The organism is Stappia sp. ICDLI1TA098 (genome assembly GCF_054880955.1).
The window spans coordinates 933,614-954,468 of the sequence record NZ_JBTZBT010000002.1 but is presented as its reverse complement, the minus strand read 5'-3'; the positions used below and the strand labels follow the sequence as shown (position 1 = coordinate 954,468).

Here is a 20,855-nt window from a genome sequence, read left to right as displayed (position 1 = left end):
ATGGGCGAGGCACTGCTTGGCATCGATATCGGCACTTCCGCCTGCAAGGCGCTGCTGATCGGGCGCGACGGCGGCGTGATCGCCGCCGACACCGCAGCCTATCCCTTCGACCAGCCGCGCCCCGGATGGACGGAGCAGGACCCGGCGCTCTGGGTGGAGGGCGCGCGCAAGGCGGTGGCCGGCGCCCTTGCCGCCGCGCCGGGCACGACGGTGCTCGCCGTCGGCCTGTCCGGGCAGATGCACGGGCTGACGCCGCTGGATGGCGAGCGAAAGGTGCTGCGCAAGGCGATCCTCTGGAACGACCAGCGCAACGGCGCGGAGTGCGAGGAGATCACGCAGGCCGCCGGCGGGCTCGAGGCGCTTCTGGCTGCGACCGGCAACCGGATGCTGGTCGGCTATACCGGCGGCAAGATCCTCTGGATGAAGCGGCACGAGCCGGACCTCTTCGCCCGGCTTCGCCATGTGCTCAATCCCAAGGACTACCTGCGTCTCGTCCTGACCGGCGAGATCGCGACCGAGGTCTCGGACGCATCCGGCACGGGTCTGTTCGACACCCGCCGACGGCGCTGGGCGACCGGGCTGATCGAGACGCTCGGCATCGACCCCGCCATCCTGCCGCCCTGTCACGAATCCCATGTGGTCAGCGGTCGGGTGAGCCGCTCCGGTGCCGAACTCTTCGGTCTGCCCGCGGGCACGCCGGTCGTCGGCGGCGGTGGCGACAGCGTCATCCAGACCATCGGCTCGGGGGTGATCGCGCCCGGCGAGCTGCAGACGACCATCGGCACGGCGGGCATTCTCGCCGCCGCGCTCGACGCGCCCATCGACAGCGGCGACGGCCGTATCCAGGTGTTTTGCAACGTCAGCCCCGCGACGTGGCACGCCATGGGCGTGTCGCTCAACGCCGGTGGCGCGATGAGCTGGTTTCGCGAGGTTCTGCGCGGCTGGGGCAACGAGGCGTTCGATTTCGAGGAGATCGTGGCGCGCGCGGAAACCGCGCCGCCGGGCGCGCGCGGCCTTCTGTTCCTGCCCTATCTCAACGGCGAGCGCTGCCCTCATCCCGACCCGGCCGCGCGCGGCGCTCTCGTCGGCCTGACCGCGCGTCACGGCGCCGGCGACCTCGCCCGCGCCGTGATGGAGGGCGTGGTACACGCCTTTTACGACATGCACGGGCTGATGCGGGCAATGGGCATTCCCGGCCATCTCGTCAAGGCGTCGGGCGGTGGCGCCCGGTCCCTCCTGTGGCGGCAGATGCAGGCCGACCTCTTCGGCTGCGACGTGGTGACCTGCGAGGGGGCGGCGGAAGGCGCGGCCTTTGGCGCGGCCCTTGTCGCCGGTGTCGGAGCCGGCGTTTGGCCGGATGCGACGGCGGCGGCCGCGACGCTGCGCGAGCTGGCGCGCGAGACACCCGACCCCGGCGCGACAGCGATCTACCGGCGCGCCCACGATATCTACCAGGCGCTCTACCCCGCCCTTCACGACAGCCTTGCCGCGCTCGGCCATCCAGACCTTGACCCGTGACATGACGACCGAAAGGACCTCAGCGCGCATGCCAGGATACAGCGCCCTCATCTTCGATCTCGACGGCACGCTGATCGACAGCGCCCCGGATATCGCAGCCGCCATCAACGCCTGCTTCGCCGAACGCGGCTGGCCCGAGCTGCCGGTCGCCTATGTCGAGAGTTTTCTCGGCAACGGCCCGCGCCGCCTCGTTGCCGACATTGTCGCCGACAAGGAGATTTCCGCTGGCGAGGACGAGATTACGTCGCTGCTTGCCGCCTATATCGCCGCCTATGGTGAAAGGCCAGCCGAGCGCACGCGCTTCTTTCCGCATGTGCGCGAGGATCTCGCCGAGCTCAGGCAGGCCGGTTTTCGCCTGGGCATCTGCACCAACAAGCCGCATGCGCTCACCGGCCGCATTCTCGAGATCCTCGGCCTCGCGCCGCTCTTCGACGCGGTGCTCGGTGCCGACGCGGTGTCGGCCTGCAAGCCTGATCCAGGGCATCTTCTCGCGGTGGCGGAGCGCATGGGGCTTGCGCCCGGCTCCTTCGCGTATATCGGGGACACGCCGGTCGACCGGAACACCGCCCGGAGCGCCGGGGTGCCGTTCTTCGTCGTGCCCTGGGGCGGCGGGCCCGAGGTCGATGTGCCGGCGCAGGCGCGGCTCGCGCGCCTCTCGGATCTCTTGGCATATCGACCGGACCCGGCGGTAACGCCCGCGTGACCGCAGACAGGGAGACACTCGTGACCATCAGCCTTCTTCAGCGGATCCAGCAGGAGCGCGACGGCATGGGCGCCGCCGAGAAGCGCGTGGCCGATTTCATCAGCTCGGTGCCGGGCGACGTCATCCATATGAGCATGGCGCGGCTCTCGGAGAACTGCTCCGTCAGCGATCCGACGATCATCCGTTTCTGCCGCCGCTTCGGCTTCGACGGCTACCAGGATTTCAAGCTCAACCTGGCGCAGAGCCTGGTTCCCTCGGCGCCCTTCGCCTATGAGCAGATCGTCGCCCGCGACGGCATCGACAACATCGTCCGCAAGACCTGCCGCAATTCGCTCAACGCGATCCAGCGGGTTCTGGAGGATCTGGTTCCCCAGCAGGTCGAGGATGCGGCCGGCCTTCTGCGCGCCGGCACCTGGACCGGCATCTATGCGACCGGCATTTCCGAGGTGACGGCGATCGATGCCGAGCACAAGTTCCAGCGCCTCGGCATGCGCTGCGCCGCTGTTGTCGGACGCAAGAAGCAGTGGATGCATGCCGAGGCCTCGCGCCCCGGCGAGGTGGCGCTGATCTTCTCCCAGTCCGGCCACACCAAGCAGATGGTGGAGATCGCCATCGCCGCCCGGGCGGGTGGCGCGCGCGTCGTTTCCATCACCGCCGCCGACAGCCCGCTTGCCCGCGTCACCGACGCCCTCGTCGCCGTGCTCCCCTACGACCGCACGGAACTGATGACGCCGCTTGCCTCGCGGCTGAACCACCATCTCGTCGTCAACATGCTGGTGACGGCCATCGCGGTCATGAGCGGCAGCGAGTTTCCCGACCAGTTGCCCGCGCTCGACAGCTGGCAGACGGACAAGATCTGACGCGGGGCTTCGCCCGCGCGCCCCATCATCACGGAAAGGTTGCCCATGTCGGCTCAGGATGAAGCAAAGAAGATTGCCGGACGCAGGGTCATCGAGGAATTCGTGCGCGACGGCATGAAGCTCGGGCTCGGCTCGGGCACCACGTCGCATTTCTTCGTGCGCGAACTCGGCAAGCATGTCGCCGGCGGCCTGCGCCTGACCTGCACCACCACCTCGCGTTCGACCATCGACGTCGCCCGCGAGGTCGGTATCGCCATCACCGACCCGAACGACATCGGCGAGATCGACCTTACCATCGACGGCCCCGACGAGATCGACCGCGACTTCAACATGATCAAGGGCGGCGGCGCCTGCCTGCTGTGGGAGAAGATCGTCGCCCATGCCTCGAAGCGGATGATCACCGTGTGCGACGAGAGCAAGATCGTCGACCGGCTCGGGGCGTTTCCGCTGCCGGTCGAGGTGGTCCAGTTCGCCTGGAAGCAGACCGAGCGGATGGTGGCGGGCGCGCTTGCCTCCAATGGCGTCGGCGATGCGGCGATCGCCCGGCGCATGCGCGACGGCCAGCCGGTGGTGACCGACAGCGGCAATTTCATCCTCGATTGCGCCTGCGGCGTCATTCCGGTTCCCGCGGCGCTCGAACTGGAGCTGAACCGCATCCCCGGCGTTGTCGAGAACGGCCTCTTCACGCGCGAATCCGCCGGCATGGTCGTCGGCTGCTTCGACGGCACGTCCTACGTTCGCATGCGATAATGTAGTAAAACTCAATTAATCGCCGCCTGATCAACCAGGTGGCGCGAAATTGCAGATAATTTCCATTTCTTGTTGATCTTTCCGAATGTTTTCGGAAGGGGCGGGTGGATTTTGTCTCGGGGTTGAGCTTTGAGCATCGGCAGAAATGCTATGGATCGCAGGGCTTTTTCTTGACAGCTCAACAAAAAATATAGCAAAACTACATCAGCCATTGTCCAAGGGAGGAAATGATGGTGACGGATTGGAAAATGACGCGCCGGAGCGTTCTGGCAGGTGGTGCCGCGTTGGGGGTGACGGCGCTTGCGGGGGGCACGCTGCGTGCCCAGGACCGCGTCTTCATTCCCTACAGCAACAAGAGCCTCGACTATTATTTCTTCGTCATCCAGGAGGAGGCGGTGAAGCGGGCGGTGCAGGGGCGTTCCTGGGAATTCCAGGCGACCAACGCCAACTTCGACAACACCCGCCAGCTCGAGCAGTGGCAGAGCCTGATGCTCTCCCAGCCCTCGGCCATTGTCTCCGACCCCATCGACAGCCAGGCGATCGCCAGCTCGATCCGTCGCTACAACCGCCAGAACATCCCGGTGGCGATCATCGATACGCCGGCGGACGGCGGCGATGTCGCGATCACCGTCAGCTTCGACAATCACATCGGCGGCGTGATGGCGGCGCGGGAGATCATCAAGCGTCTCGTCGAGCGCCATGGCAGCCCGAAGGGCAAGGTGCTGAACTGCTACGGCGCCCTGGCCAGCGTTGCCTGGCGTCAGCGCAAGGAAGGCATGGACGAGGAGTTCGCCAAGTATCCCGACATCACCTATATCGCGCGCCCGACCGAGGGACAGCTCGAGCAGATGCTGTCGGTGACGCTGGCGACGCTCTCCGAGCATCCCGATCTCGACGCGGTGCACGCGCCGAGCGACTCGCCCTCGCGCGGCATCGTCACCGCCCTTCAGCAGAAGGACCGCTGGAAGAAGGTCGGCGAGGACGGCCACGTCATCTTCGTCAACATCGACGGCGAGCCGATCGCGTTGAAATGGATCCAGGAGGGCTACATGGATGCCTGCGTCTCGCAGGACCCGATTGCCTATGGCGAGATCGCGGTGGAGATGCTGGCGAAACACGCGCTCAAGGGCGAGGCGGTGCCGCTCGGCGCCTATGAAAACGACAAGTACTTCTGGGAAAAGGGTGAGATCGTCGACGGCAAGACCGGCCCGACGCTGATCATTCCGCCCTTCGTGATCGACGGCTCCAACGCCTCCGATCCGCGCCACTGGGGCGCGGTGGCGGAAAAGGAATGGGGCATTCCCTACACCTGATCCGCCGTGCACGTGTTCCCCTTGTCCCGTCGCGGCCCGGCCGCGGCGGGGCGTCCCGCTCCGCACCGTCTCGTGAAGAAGGCAATCCCCATGACGACACCAGGCGCGAATTCCGCTTCGGAAGGCGATGCGGTGCTGCGTGTCGAGAACCTCGGCAAGACCTACGGCCATCAGGCGGCCCTGCAGGGCGTCAGCCTCGAGATCCGGCGTGGAACGATCCACGGGCTTCTGGGAGAAAACGGCGCGGGCAAGAGTACGCTCGTCGGCATCGTCTCCGGCCAGCGCACCCCGACCTCGGGCCGGATCTTTCTGAACGGGCGCGAGATCGTCGGCTCAAGCGTCGGCGACATGGAAGAGGCGGGCGTCTTTCTCGTTACCCAGGAGCCGATGATCATCGACCACATGACCGCGGCGGAGAACCTCTTCCTCGGCATCTGGCCGTCGCGCGGCGGCCTCGTCAACTGGCGGCGGCTGAAGGGCGAGGCAGCGCGCATGCTCGAGGGGTCGGGCATCGATCCGGGTGCGCTCGCCGGGCGGCTGAACGCCGTGGCGCGGCGCAAGCTCAACATCCTGCGCGCCATGTTTTCCGGCGGCCGGGTGATCATCCTCGACGAGCCGACAGCGGCGCTCACGGTGCCCGACCGGCGGCAGCTGTTCGATTTCATGCGCCGGCTAAAGAATGAGGGCGTCACCTTCATCTTCATCTCGCATTACAACGACGAGATCCTCGAGATCTGCGATGCGGTCTCGGTGCTGCGCGACGGCCGCCTGGCGGGCGGGTCGCAGAGCGTGGCGGACATGACATCCTCGCAGTTGTCCGAGCTGGTTCTGGGACGCGGTCTTGATCTCTTCCAGCGCGAGCGGCGAAGCTTCCCGCGCACGCGCCCCGCCGTGGCCCTGCGCGACATTCGCGCCGCCGACGTCGACGTCGCGGCGCTCGATCTTTGGCCGGGCGAGATCGTCGGTTTCACCGGCCTGCCCGGTGCCGGCGCCAAGGAGCTTGCCCGTGTGCTTTTCGGCCTGCACGCGGTCGGGGGCGGGAGCATCGCCTTCGACGGCGGCGCCCGCGAGCCGATGCCGCGCGATCCGCGTGAGGCCTTCGACCGGCGGATTGCCTATCTCTCCGACGACAGGCGCCGCGATGGCGCTGTCGGCGGCATGTCGATCGCCGCGAATATCGCCCTGTCCTCGCTTGGCGCCCGCGCCCGGTTCGGCTTCATCGACCAGGCGGCGGAGGAGCGCGTCAGTCTCGACTATTTCCGTCGCATGGGCATCAAGGCGGCGACCCCCGCGGCCCCCGTCGACACACTGAGCGGCGGCAACCAGCAGAAGGTCTGCCTGGGGCGGGTGCTGGCGACGCAGCCGCGGCTGCTCATTCTCGACGAGCCGACGCGCGGCATCGACGTCGGCGTCAAGCAGGATGTGCTGCGCATCATCGACGAACTGAGCCGCGAGGGGCTTTGCGTCATCATCGTGTCGACAGACACGGACGAACTTGTCCGCGCCGTCGACCGGGTGTGTGTCTTCCGCGACGGGCGGGTCCACGAGACGCTGACCGGCGACCGGATCTCCAACGAAGAACTGCGCGCCGTGGCCCAGGCCTGAGGCGATGGAACGAGGAAACGTCATGACGAACGCTGATACAGCGCTCCCGAGCGCGCCCGCGCAGGCCGGCCGGGACCGGATGCGCCGCAATGTCGGCTGGGTCCTGCACAATGTGGTCTGGATCTGGCTCGTCGCCCTCGTGCTTGGTTTCGGCCTGTTCAACGAGTTCTTCCTGAGCGTGCTGAACCTCCAGAACATCATGGTCCAGGCCACGGTTCTCGGCATGCTCGGCCTCGCCGTGGCGCTGCCGCTGATGGTCGCCGAGATTGACCTTTCGATCCCGGCCAACCTCGGTTTCTCCTCCGCGCTCGGGGTGCTGGCCTATTCCGATCTCGGCCTGCCATGGTTTCCCGCCATGCTGCTCGGCGTTGCGGCGGCGACCTTCGTCGGCTTCTTCAACGGCCTGTGCATCACCCGCCTGCGTATGGTTTCGCTGATCCAGACCCTGTCGATGATGATCATCCTGCAAGGCGCGCTGCTGGCGCTCACGCAGGGCCGGACGCTGACCAACATGGCCGACGGTTACGTCTGGATCGGCCAGGCGGCGATCGACCGCTGGCCGGTCATGCCGCTGATCTTCGTTGCCGCCCTCCTCGGTGTCGGCGTCATGCTGCGCTACACGGTGCTCGGCCGCTCCATCTATGCCGTCGGCGGCAATCCGGTGGCCTCCAACTCCGCCGGCATCCGCGTCGCCCGCACCAAGATCATCGCCTACACGCTCTCCGGGTTTCTGGCCGGCGTCGGCGGCTTCCTGCTTGCCTCCTGGCAGATGGCGATCACCTCGAACCAGGGCTCGAGCTACCTGCTCTATGCCATCGCCGCGCCGATCATTGGCGGCGTCAGCGTCTTCGGCGGGCGCGGCAACGTGCTCGGCGTGCTCGGTGGCGTGCTGCTCCTGACGGTGATCCAGGTTGGGCTGGCGATCGTCTCCGTGCCCTCCTTCTACGTCGGCATGATCGGCGGCCTGATGATCTTTATCGCCGTTGCCATCGACGCGCTGCGCGTGCGCTATTTCGGCTGAGCGCCACCCGTCTCCCTCTCTCCCTACTTCCTGCAGGAAACGAAAGACGCCGGGGCCGCGTGGTCCGGCGTCTTTCGCGTTTCTACACGCCGCGCCGGCAACTCCTGCCGGCGCGTTTTCGCGTCCGGCCAACACGGTTTTACGGGGGGAGAACGCAGGCGATCCGCCTCCCTGATTGCCGCCGAATGCTGTTTGCGAGACATTGAAATCAATCTCTGCATACGTTGATTCATGTCGTATTGCCGCGCATTAGGGCGTGAAACAAAAAGAAAAATCCGCTGTTGCGCTGGGGAAGGAATGCGGACACTATGACTTAATGAATACATTAAGGAGGGAGGACCTTAATGGCCCCAGTGACATTTCGAGATGTGCGCAAGGCGTTTGGGCAAGTGGAGGTGCTGCACGGCGTCTCGGTGGACATCGAGGAGGGGCAGTTCGTCGTTCTCGTTGGCCCTTCGGGATGCGGGAAATCGACACTTCTGCGGATGTTGGCAGGCCTTGAGCATATCAGCTCCGGCGAAATCCTGATCGGCGACCGGGTGGTCAATGACCTGCCGCCGAAGGACCGGGACATCGCCATGGTGTTCCAGAACTACGCACTCTACCCTCACATCACCGTGGCGGAGAACATGGGCTTCTCGCTCATGCTCAAGGGTGCGTCGAAGAGCGAGATCTCCGCCAAGGTTGCGCCGGCGGCGGAAATCCTTGGCCTCACCCATCTGCTCGAACGCTATCCGCGGCAATTGTCCGGCGGCCAGCGCCAGCGCGTCGCCATGGGCCGCGCCATCGTGCGCGATCCGCAGGTGTTCCTGTTCGACGAGCCGTTGTCCAATCTCGACGCCAAGCTGCGCGTTTCCATGCGCACCGAGATCAAGAACCTGCACCAGCGGCTGAAGACGACCACCGTCTATGTCACCCACGACCAGATCGAGGCCATGACCATGGCCGACAAGATCGTCGTCATGCACGACGGCATTGTCGAGCAGGTGGGCGAGCCGCTGGAGCTTTACGACCGGCCGGCGAACCTGTTTGTCGCCGGCTTCATCGGATCGCCGGCCATGAACATGGCGCCGGGCCGTCTCGATGACGCCGACCGGGGCGTGTTTGTCACCCGCGGAGGGCAGCGCATCGCCGTTGCCGCGCCGGGGGCGGCGGAGCCTGGCCGTGATCTCGTTTGCGGGATCCGGCCCGAGGCGATCCATCTGGGCGGCGACGTCGCGCTCACCGTGGAGGTGGTGGAGCCGACGGGGTCGGAAACCCATGTGGTCGCCAAGATGGATGACGTCGAGGTCACCTGCGTCTTCAGGGAGCGCATTACCGCGCGGCCCGGCGAGACGCTGAAGATCTCCATCGATCCGCAAGCCGTGCATCTCTTCGACGCGGAAGGGGGCAAGCGGCTTTCGGCGTGATGGATTCCGCGCGTTTGGGAGGACGCGCGGCAAGAGGCGGGCACGATTGCGCCCGTCACCCAGGCGGCGGCAGACCGCCGGCGCGTCCATCCGGACGGCGCCAAAGTCAGGAGGAGACGTTGCAATGACGATTGATCGCAGGACATTTCTTTCCGGAACAGCCACCCTTGCCCTTGGAGGCGCCCTGGCCGGCTCGCTCGGCTCGCGCCACGCACTCGCGCAGGCCGCCGCCGCGGCCTTCAAGCCGGAGGAGGGAGCATCCCTTCGCCTGCTGCGCTGGGTCCCCTTCGTCAAGGGCGAGGAAGAGGCGTGGAACAACAACACCAAGGCCTTCACCGAGGCGACGGGCGTCGAGGTGCGCATCGACCAGGAAAGCTGGGAGGACGTGCGTCCGAAGGCCGCCGTCGCCGCCAACGTCGGCTCGGGTCCGGACATGGTGATGACGTGGTTCGATGATCCGTTCCAGTATCCCGACAAGCTGGTCGACGTGACGGATCTGGCGACAGCGCTCGGCGAGCAGTATGGCGGCTGGTATGACGGCCTTGCCGGCTATGCCAAGCAGGGCGATCGCTTCATCGCGGTGCCGCTTTGCGCCATCGGCAACGCCATCTGCTACCGCGACAGCCACATGAAGGCGGCCGGCTTCGACGAGTTCCCGACCGACACCGACGGCTTCCTGGCGCTCTGCAAGGCGCTCAACGAGAAGGGCACCCCGGCCGGCTTCCCGCATGGCAAGGCCGTCGGCGACGGCAACAACTATGCCCACTGGCTGCTGTGGAGCCACGGCGGCATGACCGTCGACGAGAACGGCAAGGTGGCGATCGACAGCCCGGAGACGCGGGCGGCGATCGAATACGCCAAGGCGCTCTACGCGACCTTCATTCCGGGCACCGAGAGCTGGCTCGACATCAACAACAACCGCGCGTTCCTCGCCGGTCAGGTGTCGCTGACGGCGAACGGCGTGTCGCTCTACTATGCCGCGACCAAGGACCCGGCGCTGAAGGAGATCGCCGACGACATCCGCACGACCAACCTGCCGGTCGGTCCGGTGGGCAAGTCGGTGGAGCTGCACCAGACCTCGACGCTGTCGATCTTCAAGCACTGCAAGTTCCCGAACGCGGCCAAGGCCTACCTGAACTTCATGTATCAGGCGGACCAGATGAACGCCTGGCTCGAGGGCGCCAGCGCCTATTGCTGCCAGCCGCTCAAGGCCTTCGCGGCCAATCCGGTGTGGACATCGAACCCGATCCACGCGCCCTACGCGAAGGCGTCGGAATCGCTGCGTCCGAACGGCTATGCCGGCCCGCTCGGCCCGGCATCGGCGGGCGTCATGGCCGACTATGTGGTCGTCGACATGTTCGCCGAGGCCGTCACCGGCCAGCGCTCGACGGACGAGGCGATTGCCAACGCCGCGCGCCGCATCGCCCGCTACTACCGCTGATGCGGGACGCCCGGGCGGGCCGTTCGCCCGCCCGGGCGCCGGGGCCTTCCGAGGGGGCCGGCGTCGTCAGCCGGACCGGTTCCCTCGGCTGACCGACATCGCGACCTGACCGACAACGCGTAACGAAAGGCGTCCTGCCAATGTCCGACATTCGGCCTGAGCGCTCGGCCTCGATCTTCCGGTGGCTCTTCGAAAGCCGCAACGGGCTCGGCCTCCTGTTCATGCTGCCGGCGGTGATCTTCCTGCTGTGCTTCCTGACCTATCCGCTGGGCCTGGGCGTCTGGCTCGGGTTCACGGACACACGCATCGGCCGCGCCGGCGTCTTCATCGGGCTGGAAAACTACCAGTGGCTGTCGGGCGACCCGATCTTCTGGCTGGCGGTGTACAACACGCTGCTCTACACGGTCGTCGCCTCGGTGCTGAAATTCGCGCTCGGCCTCTGGCTGGCGCTGATCCTCAACAACCACCTGCCGTTCAAGACCTTTTTCCGCGCCGTTCTGCTGCTGCCCTGGGTGGTGCCGACGGTGCTCTCGGCGATGGCCTTCTGGTGGATCTACGACAGCCAGTTCTCGATCATTTCCTATGTGCTGCTGGAGCTTGGCTGGATCGACCAGCCGATCAACTTCCTCGGCGATCCCAACAACGCGCGCGCCTCGGTGATTGCCGCCAACGTCTGGCGGGGCATTCCTTTCGTGGCGATCTCGCTGCTGGCCGGGCTGCAGACCATCCCGCAGTCGCTGAACGAGGCGGCCGCCCTTGACGGGGCCACCTCCTGGCAGCGCTTCACCAAGATCACGCTGCCGCTGCTTTCACCGATCATCGCGGTGGTGATGACCTTCTCGGTGCTGTTCACCTTCACCGATTTCCAGCTCATCTACGTGCTCACCCGCGGCGGTCCGGTCAACGCGACCCACCTGATGGCGACCCTGTCGTTCCAGCGCGCCATTCCCGGCGGCCAGCTGGGCGAGGGCGCGGCCATCGCGGTCGCCATGATTCCCTTCCTGCTCGGCGCCATCCTGTTCAGCTATCTCGGGCTGCAGCGGCGCAAGTGGCAGCAGGGCGGCGGCGATTGAGGAGAGGCGACACGATGTCCGATCACACGACCCCCGAGCGCTCCGCCACCGTGCATGCCGACAATGTCGAGGGCCTGGCGCAGTTCAACACGCTGCCACGGCGCATCCTGACGATCTATCTGCCGCTGGGCTGCTTCGTCTTCGTGATGCTGTTCCCCTTCTACTGGATGGCGATCACGGCGGTGAAGCCGAACCACCAGCTCACCGACTACACGAACTACAGCCCGTTCTGGGTGGTCAAGCCGACCCTGGAGCACATCAAGTTCCTGCTGTTCGAAACGTCCTACCCCGGCTGGCTGTGGAACACGATGCTGGTGTCGGTCGCCTCCACCGTGATCTCGCTGTTTGCGTCGGTGTTTGCCGCCTACGCCATCGAGAGGGTGCGTTTCACCGGGGCGCGGGTGACGGGGCTGCTGATCTTCCTGGCCTATCTGGTGCCGCCGTCGATCCTGTTCATCCCGCTTGCCTTCATCGTCTTCCAGGTCGGCATCTTCGACAGCAAGCTGGCGCTGATCCTGACCTACCCGACGTTCCTGATCCCGTTCTGCACATGGCTGCTGATGGGCTACTTCCGCACCATCCCCTTCGAGCTGGAGGAGAGCGCGCTGGTCGACGGGGCGAGCCGCTGGCAGATCCTGACCAAGGTGATCCTGCCGCTGGCGGTGCCGGGGCTGATCTCGGCCGGCATCTTCGCCTTCACCCTGTCGTGGAACGAGTTCATCTACGCGCTCACCTTCATCTCCTCCTCGGAGAACAAGACGGTGCCGGTCGGCGTGCTGACCGAGCTGGTGCGCGGCGACATCTACGAATGGGGAGCGCTGATGTCCGGCGCGTTGCTGGGCTCGCTGCCGGTGGTGATCCTCTATTCGTTCTTCGTCGACTACTACGTCTCGTCGATGACCGGTGCGGTGAAGGAATAGGACGCGGGCAAGCCTTGCGCACGGACCCGCCCGCCGGAAGGAGATCCCTTTCCGGCGGGCGGGTCCGCAGCGGGTTGCCGGTCTGGCGTCAGCTCCACACGGGGCTTGTGAAGATCGCCAGCGTCGAGGCGAAGCCGACCGCCCAGGCGAGCGAGCGCGGCGTTGCCCGGTCGCTCCAGTAGCAGAAGACATAGACCAGGCGCATGGCGATGAAGAGCGCGGCGAGGCTGTCGATCCACTCCGCGTCGCCGCCCTGGCCGAGACCGACGATCACCGCCACGGCAAACATGGGAAACGCTTCGAAGCCGTTGGCCTGGGCGCCGGCGGCGCGCGCGCGGAAACCGTCCTTCCAGTAGGCCGGATCGCGCGGACGGTTGTTGTCGTAGTCCTTCGAGAGCTTCGCCGGAAAGACCGAGAGCAGCGGCAGCACCGCGGCAACGAGAACGCACCAGAGGGCGAAGGGCATAGGGTGTACCTTTCCTGCTGTGAGGGGGGCGCCCGCGCGGTGCATCCGATTGATCCAGCGCAAGGCGTCCCGGCGGGTCGTGCGGTCATAGTCCCCGCCATGGGGCGACGTGCAACCAGAATTCGGAGTTTCAGGCCATGGCAGTCAGCGACTGGCAATCCTTCATCACCCAGACCGACAAGCGCATGGGCGAGCTGCGCGGCGGCATTCCCGGCGTCGCCAAGGGGTTTCACGAGATCGCGCGGGCGGCGATCGCCGGCGGCGCGCTTGATTCCAAGACCAAGGAACTGATGGCGCTGGCGATCGGCATCGCCGCGCGCTGTGACGGGTGCCTGGCCTATCACGCCAAGGCCTCGGCCAAATACGGCGCCACCCGTGAGGAGATCATGGAGACGATCGGCGTCGCCGTCTACATGGGCGGCGGACCGTCGATGATCTATGGCGCGGAGGCGCTCGCCGCCTATGACGCCTTCTGCGAGGAGTGAGAGGCGCGGCTTTGCGGCCGCGCCTTGACGCCGGACTGCCGGGGCGGGGAGCGAGCTTCTCACCCTTGGCAATCCTGCGGAGGCTGATTTGAATGCCCCGGGATTGCCATCAAGCCTTTCGGATCTCGTCACAATCCCGTCTCCGACGACGCCTAGAACCTGCCTCGCGAGGCGGGGGCGATTCGGGAGCCAAGCGGCAAGGAGTGACGATGCCGATGACGGTCTTGTTCCTGTGCGATGACAACGCCAGGCTCAGTCCCATGGCGGAGGCCTATCTGAACACCGTCGGGGAAGGGCGTATCCGTGCCTTTTCCGCCGGAATAGCGCCGGCTCCGGCGCTTGCGTACGGCGTGGTGCATATTCTTGGCGAAAGCGGCATCGAGGATGCCGAGCTGGAGCCCAAGAGCTGGGAGCTCTTTTGCCTGCCGCATGCGCCGGTGCCGGATGTCGTCGTCGGGTTGACGCCGGCGGCCCTCTATTCGACACGCAAGGCCTGGCCGGTCGCGACCAGGCTGCTTGACTGGCGCCTGGGCGCCGAGGCGACCGGCAGGCTGGTTGGCAAGGAAGCCCTGCGCGCCGCCTTCCGCCGCCTGCGCGGCGCCATCGACACGGGCCTTGCCGGCGATCTCTTCGGGCCAGCCGGCCTCGCCATGCCGGCTGCCTGAGCCGGCGATACGACGCATGCCGGGCGGGATCCTTTCGCCCGGCCGCCTCTCATCCGCGCGGCTGCGGCCGCACGCCGTCGATCATCTCCGAGACCGCGCCGAAGAGATCGGCGATCTGCTCGCGCAGCAGGCTGAACGGCGAGGCCGAATGCTGGGCGATGTGGCAGACCACATCTCCCATCTCGAAGGTCAGATCGTTGGAGAACTTGCGCGCGAGCTGCTGCATCGCCCGGTTCGTGGCCAGGCAGTTCATCAGGATGTGGCTGCATCCGCGATTGCGTGCCGCGATCAGCGTCAGCTCCATCAGCCGCGTGCCGACACCCGATTGCTGGAAGCCGCGCTCGACCGAGAAGGCAGCCTCTGCGGCTTCGCCTTCGCCGATGGAGCGCAATTCGGCAACCGCGCGCAGCGTGCCCTGCAGGAAGTAGCCATGAATCACCGTTCCGAGCGTGAAGCTGGTCTCGGCATAGCAGCGCAGGAATGGATCGCTGGCGATCATGGCAAAGCGGGCCCGGCGCGCGTCCGGGTCGAGGCGCAGCAGGTGATCGCGAAATTGTGGTTGGTCGGCGTAGGAGAGTTTGCGGAAGTATCCGGCTGTTACGGGGTCATGCACTTGCGTCATGCGGTGCTCCTGGCGTTTACAGGCACCGCTCCTCGGGTCTCCCCAGACCTTTGCTCATGTATCGCCGATCACTGCGGCGGATTCGTGGCCGTACCCCGCTCTCCTCCTCCTTACGAAAACGTCAGGGCCATCATTTGGTCCCAATCTGCTGCCCCTCATGCGGGCCGTCAACGATTTGGTTACCAAAAAAGAACAACACTTGAGATGATCGTTAATGGCGGCGAAGCGGTTGGAGGGGCCCGATCGGTCTCCTCGCGCGCACGCCGGGCAAGACCAGACCGAGCAAGGATAGTCCATCATGATCCGTTCCGTCCGCGCCTCCGCGCCTCTGGCGACAGCGCTGTGCCTGACCGTCGCGCTGGCCGGCTGCCAGCGTCTCGGCTACGGCAGCAGCCGTCCGGCGCCGCTGCCCGCGACGCCGACGGCCCCCGTCTCCAGCCAGTCTCTCGAACCGCTCGATCCGACCTATGGCGCGCAGGGCCAGCAGGGGCAGCTCGGCGTCGACGGTGCTCCGCTCGACGGTGCGGCGGGAACCGATGTCGCCTCTGTCGACCCGCTCGGTGGCGCCGCGCCGGCCTCGGCGCGCGAGATCGGCCGCTCCGACATGCTTGGCGGCTGGTCCGTCACCTCGGGCTCCGACAGTTGCAAGCTGTTCATGACGCTGACCACCTGGAGCGGCGGCTACCGCGCCAACTCGCGCGGCTGCGCCACCCCGCAGATGCAGACGATCTCGGCCTGGGACCTTCAGGGCAAGCAGGTGATCCTCAAGGACGCCGGCGGCACGACGGTGGCCGAGCTCTATGCGACCGGAGCCGAGAGCTTCTCGGGCCGCACCACGACGGGCCAGCCGATCCGCGTCTTCCGCTGATCAGCCGGTGCTTGTGTGGGGAGGGGAGGGAACATGTCCGTCTGGCCGCTTCTTGGGGATGACGAGATGCCGGCGCGCTCCGCCGCCGTCATCGACGACATCCGCGCCACCCGCAAGACTGACTTCATCAACAATTTCTGGCGGGTTCTGGCCAATGATCCGGCGCTTCTGGAGCGCACCTGGGCCAGCCTGAAGGACGTGATGGGGCCGGGCGTGCTCGATCCCAAGGTGAAGGAGATGCTTTATGTGGCCGTCTCCATCGCCAATTCCTGCGAGTATTGCATCCGCTCCCACACGGCGGCGGCCCGCGCCAAAGGCATGAGCGAGGCCGAGCTCGGCGAACTCATGGCGATCGTCGGCATGGCAAGCGAGACCAACCGGCTGGCGATCGGCCTTCAGGTGCCCGTCGACGCCGCGTTCGGCGTGCCCTTCGCCGGTGCCCGCGAGCCGGACGCCGGCTAAGCGCCGGAGCGCGGGAGGCGGCCATGCCGTCCTTGCGCTTGCGTGCCCTCCCGCATGCGCGCTATCCAGCCACAAGTTCCAGCAATCCCCGAGGGTTCCGTGACCGTTCGATCCGATGACCGTTGCCGGCAGGCCTCGCGCCGTGCCGCTTTCCCGTGCGCCCACGCCCTTGCGGGGAGGGCACGATGAGCGCCGGCGGGATGCCCGGCGGCACGCTGCCCATCGCCCACACCGTTGCGGGGCGCTACGAGGCGCTGATCGCGGCCGGCGAGATCGAGCGGGACCCGGCGCAGACCGAGGTCGTGGCGGCGCTCGACAGGCTCAACATTCGCCTGGCGGAGACCGGACCGGCGTCGAAGAAGAGCGCGCTCGGCTGGCTTTTCGGCAAGCGCAAGGGCTCCGGCGAGCCGGTGCGCGGGCTTTACGTTTGGGGAAAGGTGGGCCGCGGCAAGACCATGCTGATGGACCTGTTCTTCAACGTCGCGGTGACGAAGAAGAAGCGGCGGGTACACTTCCACGAGTTCATGGCCGACGTGCATGAGCGCGTCTATGCGGTGCGCAACGCCATTCGCGACGGCAAGATCTCCGGCGACGATCCGATTCCGCCGGTCGCCGCCGCTCTCGCAGACGAAGTCCGGCTGCTGTGCTTCGACGAGTTCGCGGTGACGGACATTGCCGACGCGATGATCCTCGGCCGGCTGTTCACCCGGCTGTTCGAGCTCGGCGTGGTGGTCGTCGCGACCTCCAACGTCGATCCGGACGACCTCTACCGCGACGGCCTCAACCGGGGGCATTTCCTCGGGTTTGTCGAGCTTCTGAAGACGCGGGTCGACGTGGTCTGCCTGGATGCGCGCACCGACTACCGGATGGAGAAACTGGCCGGGGCGCCGCTCTACCTGACGCCGCTCGGGCCGCAGGCCGACGCGGCCGTCGATGCACTGTGGCGCAAGCTCACCCATGGGCTGCCCGTCCACAAGGAGGAGCTGGAGGCCAAGGGGCGGATCATTCCGGTCGAGCGCACGGCCGCCGGCGTTGCACGCTTTTCCTTCGCCGAATTGTGCGAGCGGCCGTTGGGCGCCGCGGACTACCAGCGCCTCGCGCATTCCTATCACACGTTCATCGTCGAGAACGTGCCGGTGATGGACCTTGCTCAGCGCAATGCCGCCAAGCGCTTCATCAACCTGGTGGATACGCTCTACAACACCCGCAACAAGCTGGTTGTCTCCGCCGCGGCCGAGCCGGACGGGCTCTATGTCGCCACCACAGGTACGGAATCCTTCGAGTTCGCCCGCACCGTCTCGCGGCTCGTGGAGATGCGTTCCGAAGCCTGGTTGAGCGATCCGGACGAGGCCGCCGGCTAGGCGTTCCGCCCTTCGATTAACTTGCACGCAAGGCACAAAGGGTTTAGTGCCATGCGCGACCGTTCGGAACGGTCGATGCTCCATTTTACGTAAAGGGAAGCAATAGGATATGGCTCGGAACAAGATCGCTCTGATCGGCGCTGGACAGATCGGCGGCACGCTCGCCCACCTCGCCGGCCTGAAGGAACTCGGCGACATCGTGCTCTTCGACATCTCTGAAGGCACGCCGCAGGGCAAGGCGCTCGACCTTGCCGAATCCTCCCCTGTCGACGGCTTCGATGCGAAGCTGTCGGGCGCGAACTCCTACGAGGCGATCGCTGGCGCCGACGTGGTGATTGTCACCGCCGGCGTGCCGCGCAAGCCCGGCATGAGCCGCGACGACCTGCTCGAGATCAACCTCAAGGTGATGGAGCAGGTGGGCGCGGGCATCAAGGCGCATGCGCCCAATGCCTTTGTCATCTGCATCACCAATCCGCTCGACGCCATGGTCTGGGCGCTGCAGAAGTTCTCCGGCCTGCCGGCGAACAAGGTCGTCGGCATGGCCGGCGTGCTCGATTCCTCGCGCTTCCGTTACTTCCTCGCCGAGGAGTTCGGCGTGTCGGTGGAAGACGTCACCGCGTTTGTGCTCGGCGGCCATGGCGACACGATGGTTCCGCTCGCGCGCTACTCCACCGTCGCCGGCATTCCGCTGACCGACCTGGTCAAGATGGGCTGGTGCACGGCCGAGCGTCTGGAAGAGATCATCCAGCGCACCCGCGACGGCGGCGCCGAGATCGTCGGCCTGCTGAAGACCGGTTCGGCCTTCTACGCGCCGGCCGCCTCCGCCATCGCCATGGCCGAGAGCTACCTCAAGGACAAGAAGCGCGTGCTGCCCTGCGCCGCGCATCTGGATGGCCAGTACGGCCTCAAGGACACCTATGTCGGTGTTCCGACCGTGATCGGCGCCGGTGGCGTCGAGCGCATCATCGAGATCAGTCTCGAGGGCGACGAGAAGGCGAGTTTCGACAAGTCTGTCGCCGCCGTCGATGGCCTCGTCGAGGCTTGCAAGAAGATCCAGCCCGCGCTGGCGTGACACGGATCGGGAGGCCTCGCGGCCTCCCGTTTCGCATGACGCGAGCCGTCTCCATCGAACACGGGGGATAGACGCATGAATATCCACGAATACCAGGCCAAGCAGGTCCTCAAGGCCTATGGCGCGCCGGTGGCCGAGGGTGTCGCCATCTTTACGGCGGCCGAGGCCGAGGCCGCCGCCAAGTCGCTTCCCGGCCCGCTCTGGGTCGTGAAGTCGCAGATCCACGCCGGTGGTCGCGGCAAGGGCAAGTTCAAGGAACTGGGCCCCGACGCGAAGGGCGGCGTCCGCCTCGCCTTTTCGCTCGACGAGGTGAAGGCGCATGCCGCCGAGATGCTCGGCAACACGCTCGTCACCAAGCAGACCGGCCCGGCCGGCAAGCAGGTGAACCGCCTCTACATCGAGGATGGTGCCGACATCGAGCGTGAGCTCTACCTCTCCATCCTCGTCGACCGCACCGTCGGCCGCGTGGCCTTCGTCGTCTCGACCGAGGGCGGCATGGACATCGAGGCCGTCGCCGAGGAGACGCCCGAGAAGATCCACACGGTGCCGATCGACCCGGCCACGGGCGTCACGGCGGCCGATGCGGCCAAGCTCTGCGACGCGCTGGAGCTGTCCGGCGAGGCCCGTGCCGACGGCGAGAAGCTGTTCCCGATCCTCTACACGGCCTTCGTCGAGAAGGACATGAGCCTTCTCGAGGTCAACCCGCTGATCGTCATGAAGGACGGCCGCCTGCGCGTTCTCGACGCCAAGGTGTCCTTCGACGGCAACGCCCTGTTCCGCCATCCCGACATGGTGGAGCTGCGCGACATCACCGAGGAGGACGCCAAGGAGATCGAGGCGTCCAAATACGACCTCGCCTATGTGGCGCTCGATGGCGACATCGGCTGCATGGTCAATGGCGCCGGCCTGGCCATGGCGACCATGGACATCATCAAGCTCTACGGCGCGGAGCCGGCCAACTTCCTCGACGTGGGCGGCGGCGCCTCCAAGGAGAAGGTGACGGCGGCGTTCAAGATCATCACGTCCGATCCGAACGTGAAGGGCATCCTGGTCAACATCTTCGGCGGCATCATGCGCTGCGACGTGATCGCGGAAGGCGTGATCGCTGCGGTGCAGGAAGTCGGCCTGCAGGTGCCGCTGGTGGTGCGCCTCGAGGGCACCAACGTCGAGCTCGGCAAGAAGATCATCAACGAGAGCGGTCTCAACGTGATCGCCGCCGATGATCTCGACGACGCTGCCCAGAAGATCGTCAAGGCTGTGAAGGAGGCTGCGTAATGTCCATTCTGGTCAACAAGGACACCAAGGTCATCGTTCAGGGCCTGACCGGCAAGACCGGTACGTTCCACACGGAGCAGGCGCTTAACTACTACGGGACCAAGATGGTTGCCGGCGTGCACCCGAAGAAGGGCGGCGAAAGCTGGACCTCGGGTCTCGATTCGGCGGCTTCCCTTCCCATCTTCGCCACGGTTGGCGAGGCCAAGGAGGCGACCGGTGCCGACGCTTCGGTGATCTACGTGCCGCCGGCAGGCGCCGCGGCCGCCATCATCGAGGCCATCGACGCCGAGGTCCCCTTCATCGTCTGCATCACGGAAGGCATTCCGGTCGCCGACATGGTGAAGGTCAAGGCGAAGCTCGAGAAGTCGAAGTCGCGCCTGCTCGGCCCCAACTGCCCGGGCGTCCTGACGCCGGAAGAGTGCAAGATCGGCATCATGCCGGGCTCCATCTTCAAGAAGGGCTCGGTCGGCGTCGTCTCGCGCTCTGGCACGCTCACCTATGAGGCCGTGTTCCAGACCTCCAACGCCGGCCTCGGCCAGACCACGGCCGTCGGCATCGGCGGCGATCCGGTCAAGGGCACCGAGTTCATCGACGTGCTGGAGATGTTCCTCGCCGACGACGAGACCAAGTCGATCATCATGATCGGCGAGATCGGCGGCTCGGCCGAGGAAGAGGCCGCGCAGTTCCTCAAGGACGAGGCCAAGAAGGGCCGCAGCAAGCCGATGGCCGGCTTCATCGCGGGCCGCACGGCGCCTCCGGGCCGCACCATGGGCCATGCCGGTGCCGTCATTTCCGGCGGCAAGGGCGGCGCAGAGGACAAGATCGCGGCGATGGAAGAGGCCGGCATTCGCGTCTCCCCGTCCCCGGCCAAGCTCGGCGAGACCCTGCTCGAGGTTCTCAAGGGCTGATTTTTCTGGCGGTATCGGTTTGTTTACCGGGGCCGCGGACACATATGTGGACGGGATC

Annotated in this window: 21 protein-coding genes; 19 read left to right on the top strand and 2 right to left on the bottom strand. The window is 66.3% G+C overall.

Going from position 1 to position 20,855, the window contains the following annotated elements; genetic code table 11:
• The 11 genes from xylB to ACSLUQ_RS14610 all read left to right on the top strand — a co-directional run bounded on the left by xylB (position 1) and on the right by ACSLUQ_RS14610 (position 12,613).
• Positions 1–1,518 (top strand): xylulokinase, encoded by a 1,518-nt coding sequence (xylB, locus tag ACSLUQ_RS14660; protein ID WP_461808929.1) that lies wholly within the window; start codon positions 1–3, stop codon positions 1,516–1,518.
• Positions 1,519–1,546: 28 nt separating this feature from the next.
• The gene (locus ACSLUQ_RS14655) at positions 1,547–2,221 is read left to right on the top strand and encodes an HAD family hydrolase (RefSeq protein ID WP_461808928.1); all 675 of its coding nucleotides are present in this window, start codon (positions 1,547–1,549) and stop codon (positions 2,219–2,221) included.
• A gap of 20 nt (positions 2,222–2,241) precedes the next feature.
• Complete coding sequence (locus tag ACSLUQ_RS14650) at positions 2,242–3,081, top strand: MurR/RpiR family transcriptional regulator (RefSeq protein WP_417771795.1); 840 nt, start codon at positions 2,242–2,244, stop codon at positions 3,079–3,081.
• Positions 3,082–3,126: 45 nt separating this feature from the next.
• Complete coding sequence (rpiA, locus tag ACSLUQ_RS14645) at positions 3,127–3,831, top strand: ribose 5-phosphate isomerase A (RefSeq protein ID WP_417771796.1); 705 nt, start codon at positions 3,127–3,129, stop codon at positions 3,829–3,831.
• 248 nt (positions 3,832–4,079) lie between these two features.
• The gene (locus tag ACSLUQ_RS14640) at positions 4,080–5,144 is read left to right on the top strand and encodes a substrate-binding domain-containing protein (RefSeq protein ID WP_461808927.1); all 1,065 of its coding nucleotides are present in this window, start codon (positions 4,080–4,082) and stop codon (positions 5,142–5,144) included.
• Between the two features lie 90 nt (positions 5,145–5,234).
• A complete protein-coding gene (locus ACSLUQ_RS14635; protein ID WP_417771798.1) occupies positions 5,235–6,749 on the top strand; it encodes a sugar ABC transporter ATP-binding protein in 1,515 nt (504 codons plus the stop codon).
• A 22-nt stretch (positions 6,750–6,771) separates the two neighbouring features.
• Positions 6,772–7,770, top strand: a complete 999-nt coding sequence (locus ACSLUQ_RS14630) for an ABC transporter permease (RefSeq protein ID WP_417771799.1) — start codon at positions 6,772–6,774, stop codon at positions 7,768–7,770.
• Positions 7,771–8,114: 344 nt separating this feature from the next.
• Positions 8,115–9,179 carry an ABC transporter ATP-binding protein gene (locus tag ACSLUQ_RS14625; RefSeq protein WP_461808926.1) on the top strand — a complete coding sequence of 355 codons (1,065 nt, stop codon included), beginning with the start codon at positions 8,115–8,117 and terminating at the stop codon, positions 9,177–9,179.
• A 124-nt stretch (positions 9,180–9,303) separates the two neighbouring features.
• The gene (locus ACSLUQ_RS14620) at positions 9,304–10,620 is read left to right on the top strand and encodes an ABC transporter substrate-binding protein (RefSeq protein WP_417771801.1); all 1,317 of its coding nucleotides are present in this window, start codon (positions 9,304–9,306) and stop codon (positions 10,618–10,620) included.
• Between the two features lie 140 nt (positions 10,621–10,760).
• Positions 10,761–11,693, top strand: coding sequence for a carbohydrate ABC transporter permease (locus ACSLUQ_RS14615; protein ID WP_417771802.1), 933 nt, complete (start codon positions 10,761–10,763; stop codon positions 11,691–11,693).
• 14 nt (positions 11,694–11,707) lie between these two features.
• Complete coding sequence (locus ACSLUQ_RS14610) at positions 11,708–12,613, top strand: carbohydrate ABC transporter permease (RefSeq protein ID WP_461808925.1); 906 nt, start codon at positions 11,708–11,710, stop codon at positions 12,611–12,613.
• Between the two features lie 88 nt (positions 12,614–12,701).
• Here the strand turns inward: ACSLUQ_RS14610 and ACSLUQ_RS14605 are convergent, their stop codons facing one another.
• A complete protein-coding gene (locus ACSLUQ_RS14605; protein WP_417771804.1) occupies positions 12,702–13,079 on the bottom strand; it encodes an MAPEG family protein in 378 nt (125 codons plus the stop codon).
• A gap of 137 nt (positions 13,080–13,216) precedes the next feature.
• Here ACSLUQ_RS14605 and ACSLUQ_RS14600 point away from each other — a divergent pair, with 137 nt between their 5' ends.
• Both ACSLUQ_RS14600 and ACSLUQ_RS14595 read left to right on the top strand, forming a co-directional pair.
• Positions 13,217–13,564 carry a carboxymuconolactone decarboxylase family protein gene (locus ACSLUQ_RS14600; RefSeq protein ID WP_417771805.1) on the top strand — a complete coding sequence of 116 codons (348 nt, stop codon included), beginning with the start codon at positions 13,217–13,219 and terminating at the stop codon, positions 13,562–13,564.
• A 215-nt stretch (positions 13,565–13,779) separates the two neighbouring features.
• Positions 13,780–14,229: an arsenate-mycothiol transferase ArsC gene (locus tag ACSLUQ_RS14595; protein WP_461808924.1), complete on the top strand. Its 450-nt coding sequence runs from the start codon at positions 13,780–13,782 to the stop codon at positions 14,227–14,229.
• 49 nt (positions 14,230–14,278) lie between these two features.
• Here the strand turns inward: ACSLUQ_RS14595 and ACSLUQ_RS14590 are convergent, their stop codons facing one another.
• A complete protein-coding gene (locus ACSLUQ_RS14590; protein WP_417771807.1) occupies positions 14,279–14,851 on the bottom strand; it encodes a GNAT family N-acetyltransferase in 573 nt (190 codons plus the stop codon).
• A 298-nt stretch (positions 14,852–15,149) separates the two neighbouring features.
• Here ACSLUQ_RS14590 and ACSLUQ_RS14585 point away from each other — a divergent pair, with 298 nt between their 5' ends.
• The 6 genes from ACSLUQ_RS14585 to sucD all read left to right on the top strand — a co-directional run bounded on the left by ACSLUQ_RS14585 (position 15,150) and on the right by sucD (position 20,797).
• Positions 15,150–15,719 carry a protease inhibitor Inh/omp19 family protein gene (locus ACSLUQ_RS14585; RefSeq protein ID WP_417771808.1) on the top strand — a complete coding sequence of 190 codons (570 nt, stop codon included), beginning with the start codon at positions 15,150–15,152 and terminating at the stop codon, positions 15,717–15,719.
• Between the two features lie 33 nt (positions 15,720–15,752).
• A complete protein-coding gene (locus tag ACSLUQ_RS14580) occupies positions 15,753–16,181 on the top strand; it encodes a carboxymuconolactone decarboxylase family protein (RefSeq protein ID WP_461808923.1) in 429 nt (142 codons plus the stop codon).
• 185 nt (positions 16,182–16,366) lie between these two features.
• The gene (gene zapE, locus ACSLUQ_RS14575) at positions 16,367–17,542 is read left to right on the top strand and encodes a cell division protein ZapE (protein ID WP_461808922.1); all 1,176 of its coding nucleotides are present in this window, start codon (positions 16,367–16,369) and stop codon (positions 17,540–17,542) included.
• Between the two features lie 109 nt (positions 17,543–17,651).
• Positions 17,652–18,614 (top strand): malate dehydrogenase, encoded by a 963-nt coding sequence (mdh, locus tag ACSLUQ_RS14570; RefSeq protein WP_417771811.1) that lies wholly within the window; start codon positions 17,652–17,654, stop codon positions 18,612–18,614.
• 75 nt (positions 18,615–18,689) lie between these two features.
• Positions 18,690–19,889 carry an ADP-forming succinate--CoA ligase subunit beta gene (gene sucC / locus ACSLUQ_RS14565; protein WP_417771812.1) on the top strand — a complete coding sequence of 400 codons (1,200 nt, stop codon included), beginning with the start codon at positions 18,690–18,692 and terminating at the stop codon, positions 19,887–19,889.
• Positions 19,889–20,797 carry a succinate--CoA ligase subunit alpha gene (gene sucD / locus ACSLUQ_RS14560; RefSeq protein ID WP_417771813.1) on the top strand — a complete coding sequence of 303 codons (909 nt, stop codon included), beginning with the start codon at positions 19,889–19,891 and terminating at the stop codon, positions 20,795–20,797. The genes sucC and sucD overlap by 1 nt, the downstream gene beginning before the upstream one ends.
• The last annotated feature ends 58 nt before the right edge of the window (positions 20,798–20,855 follow it).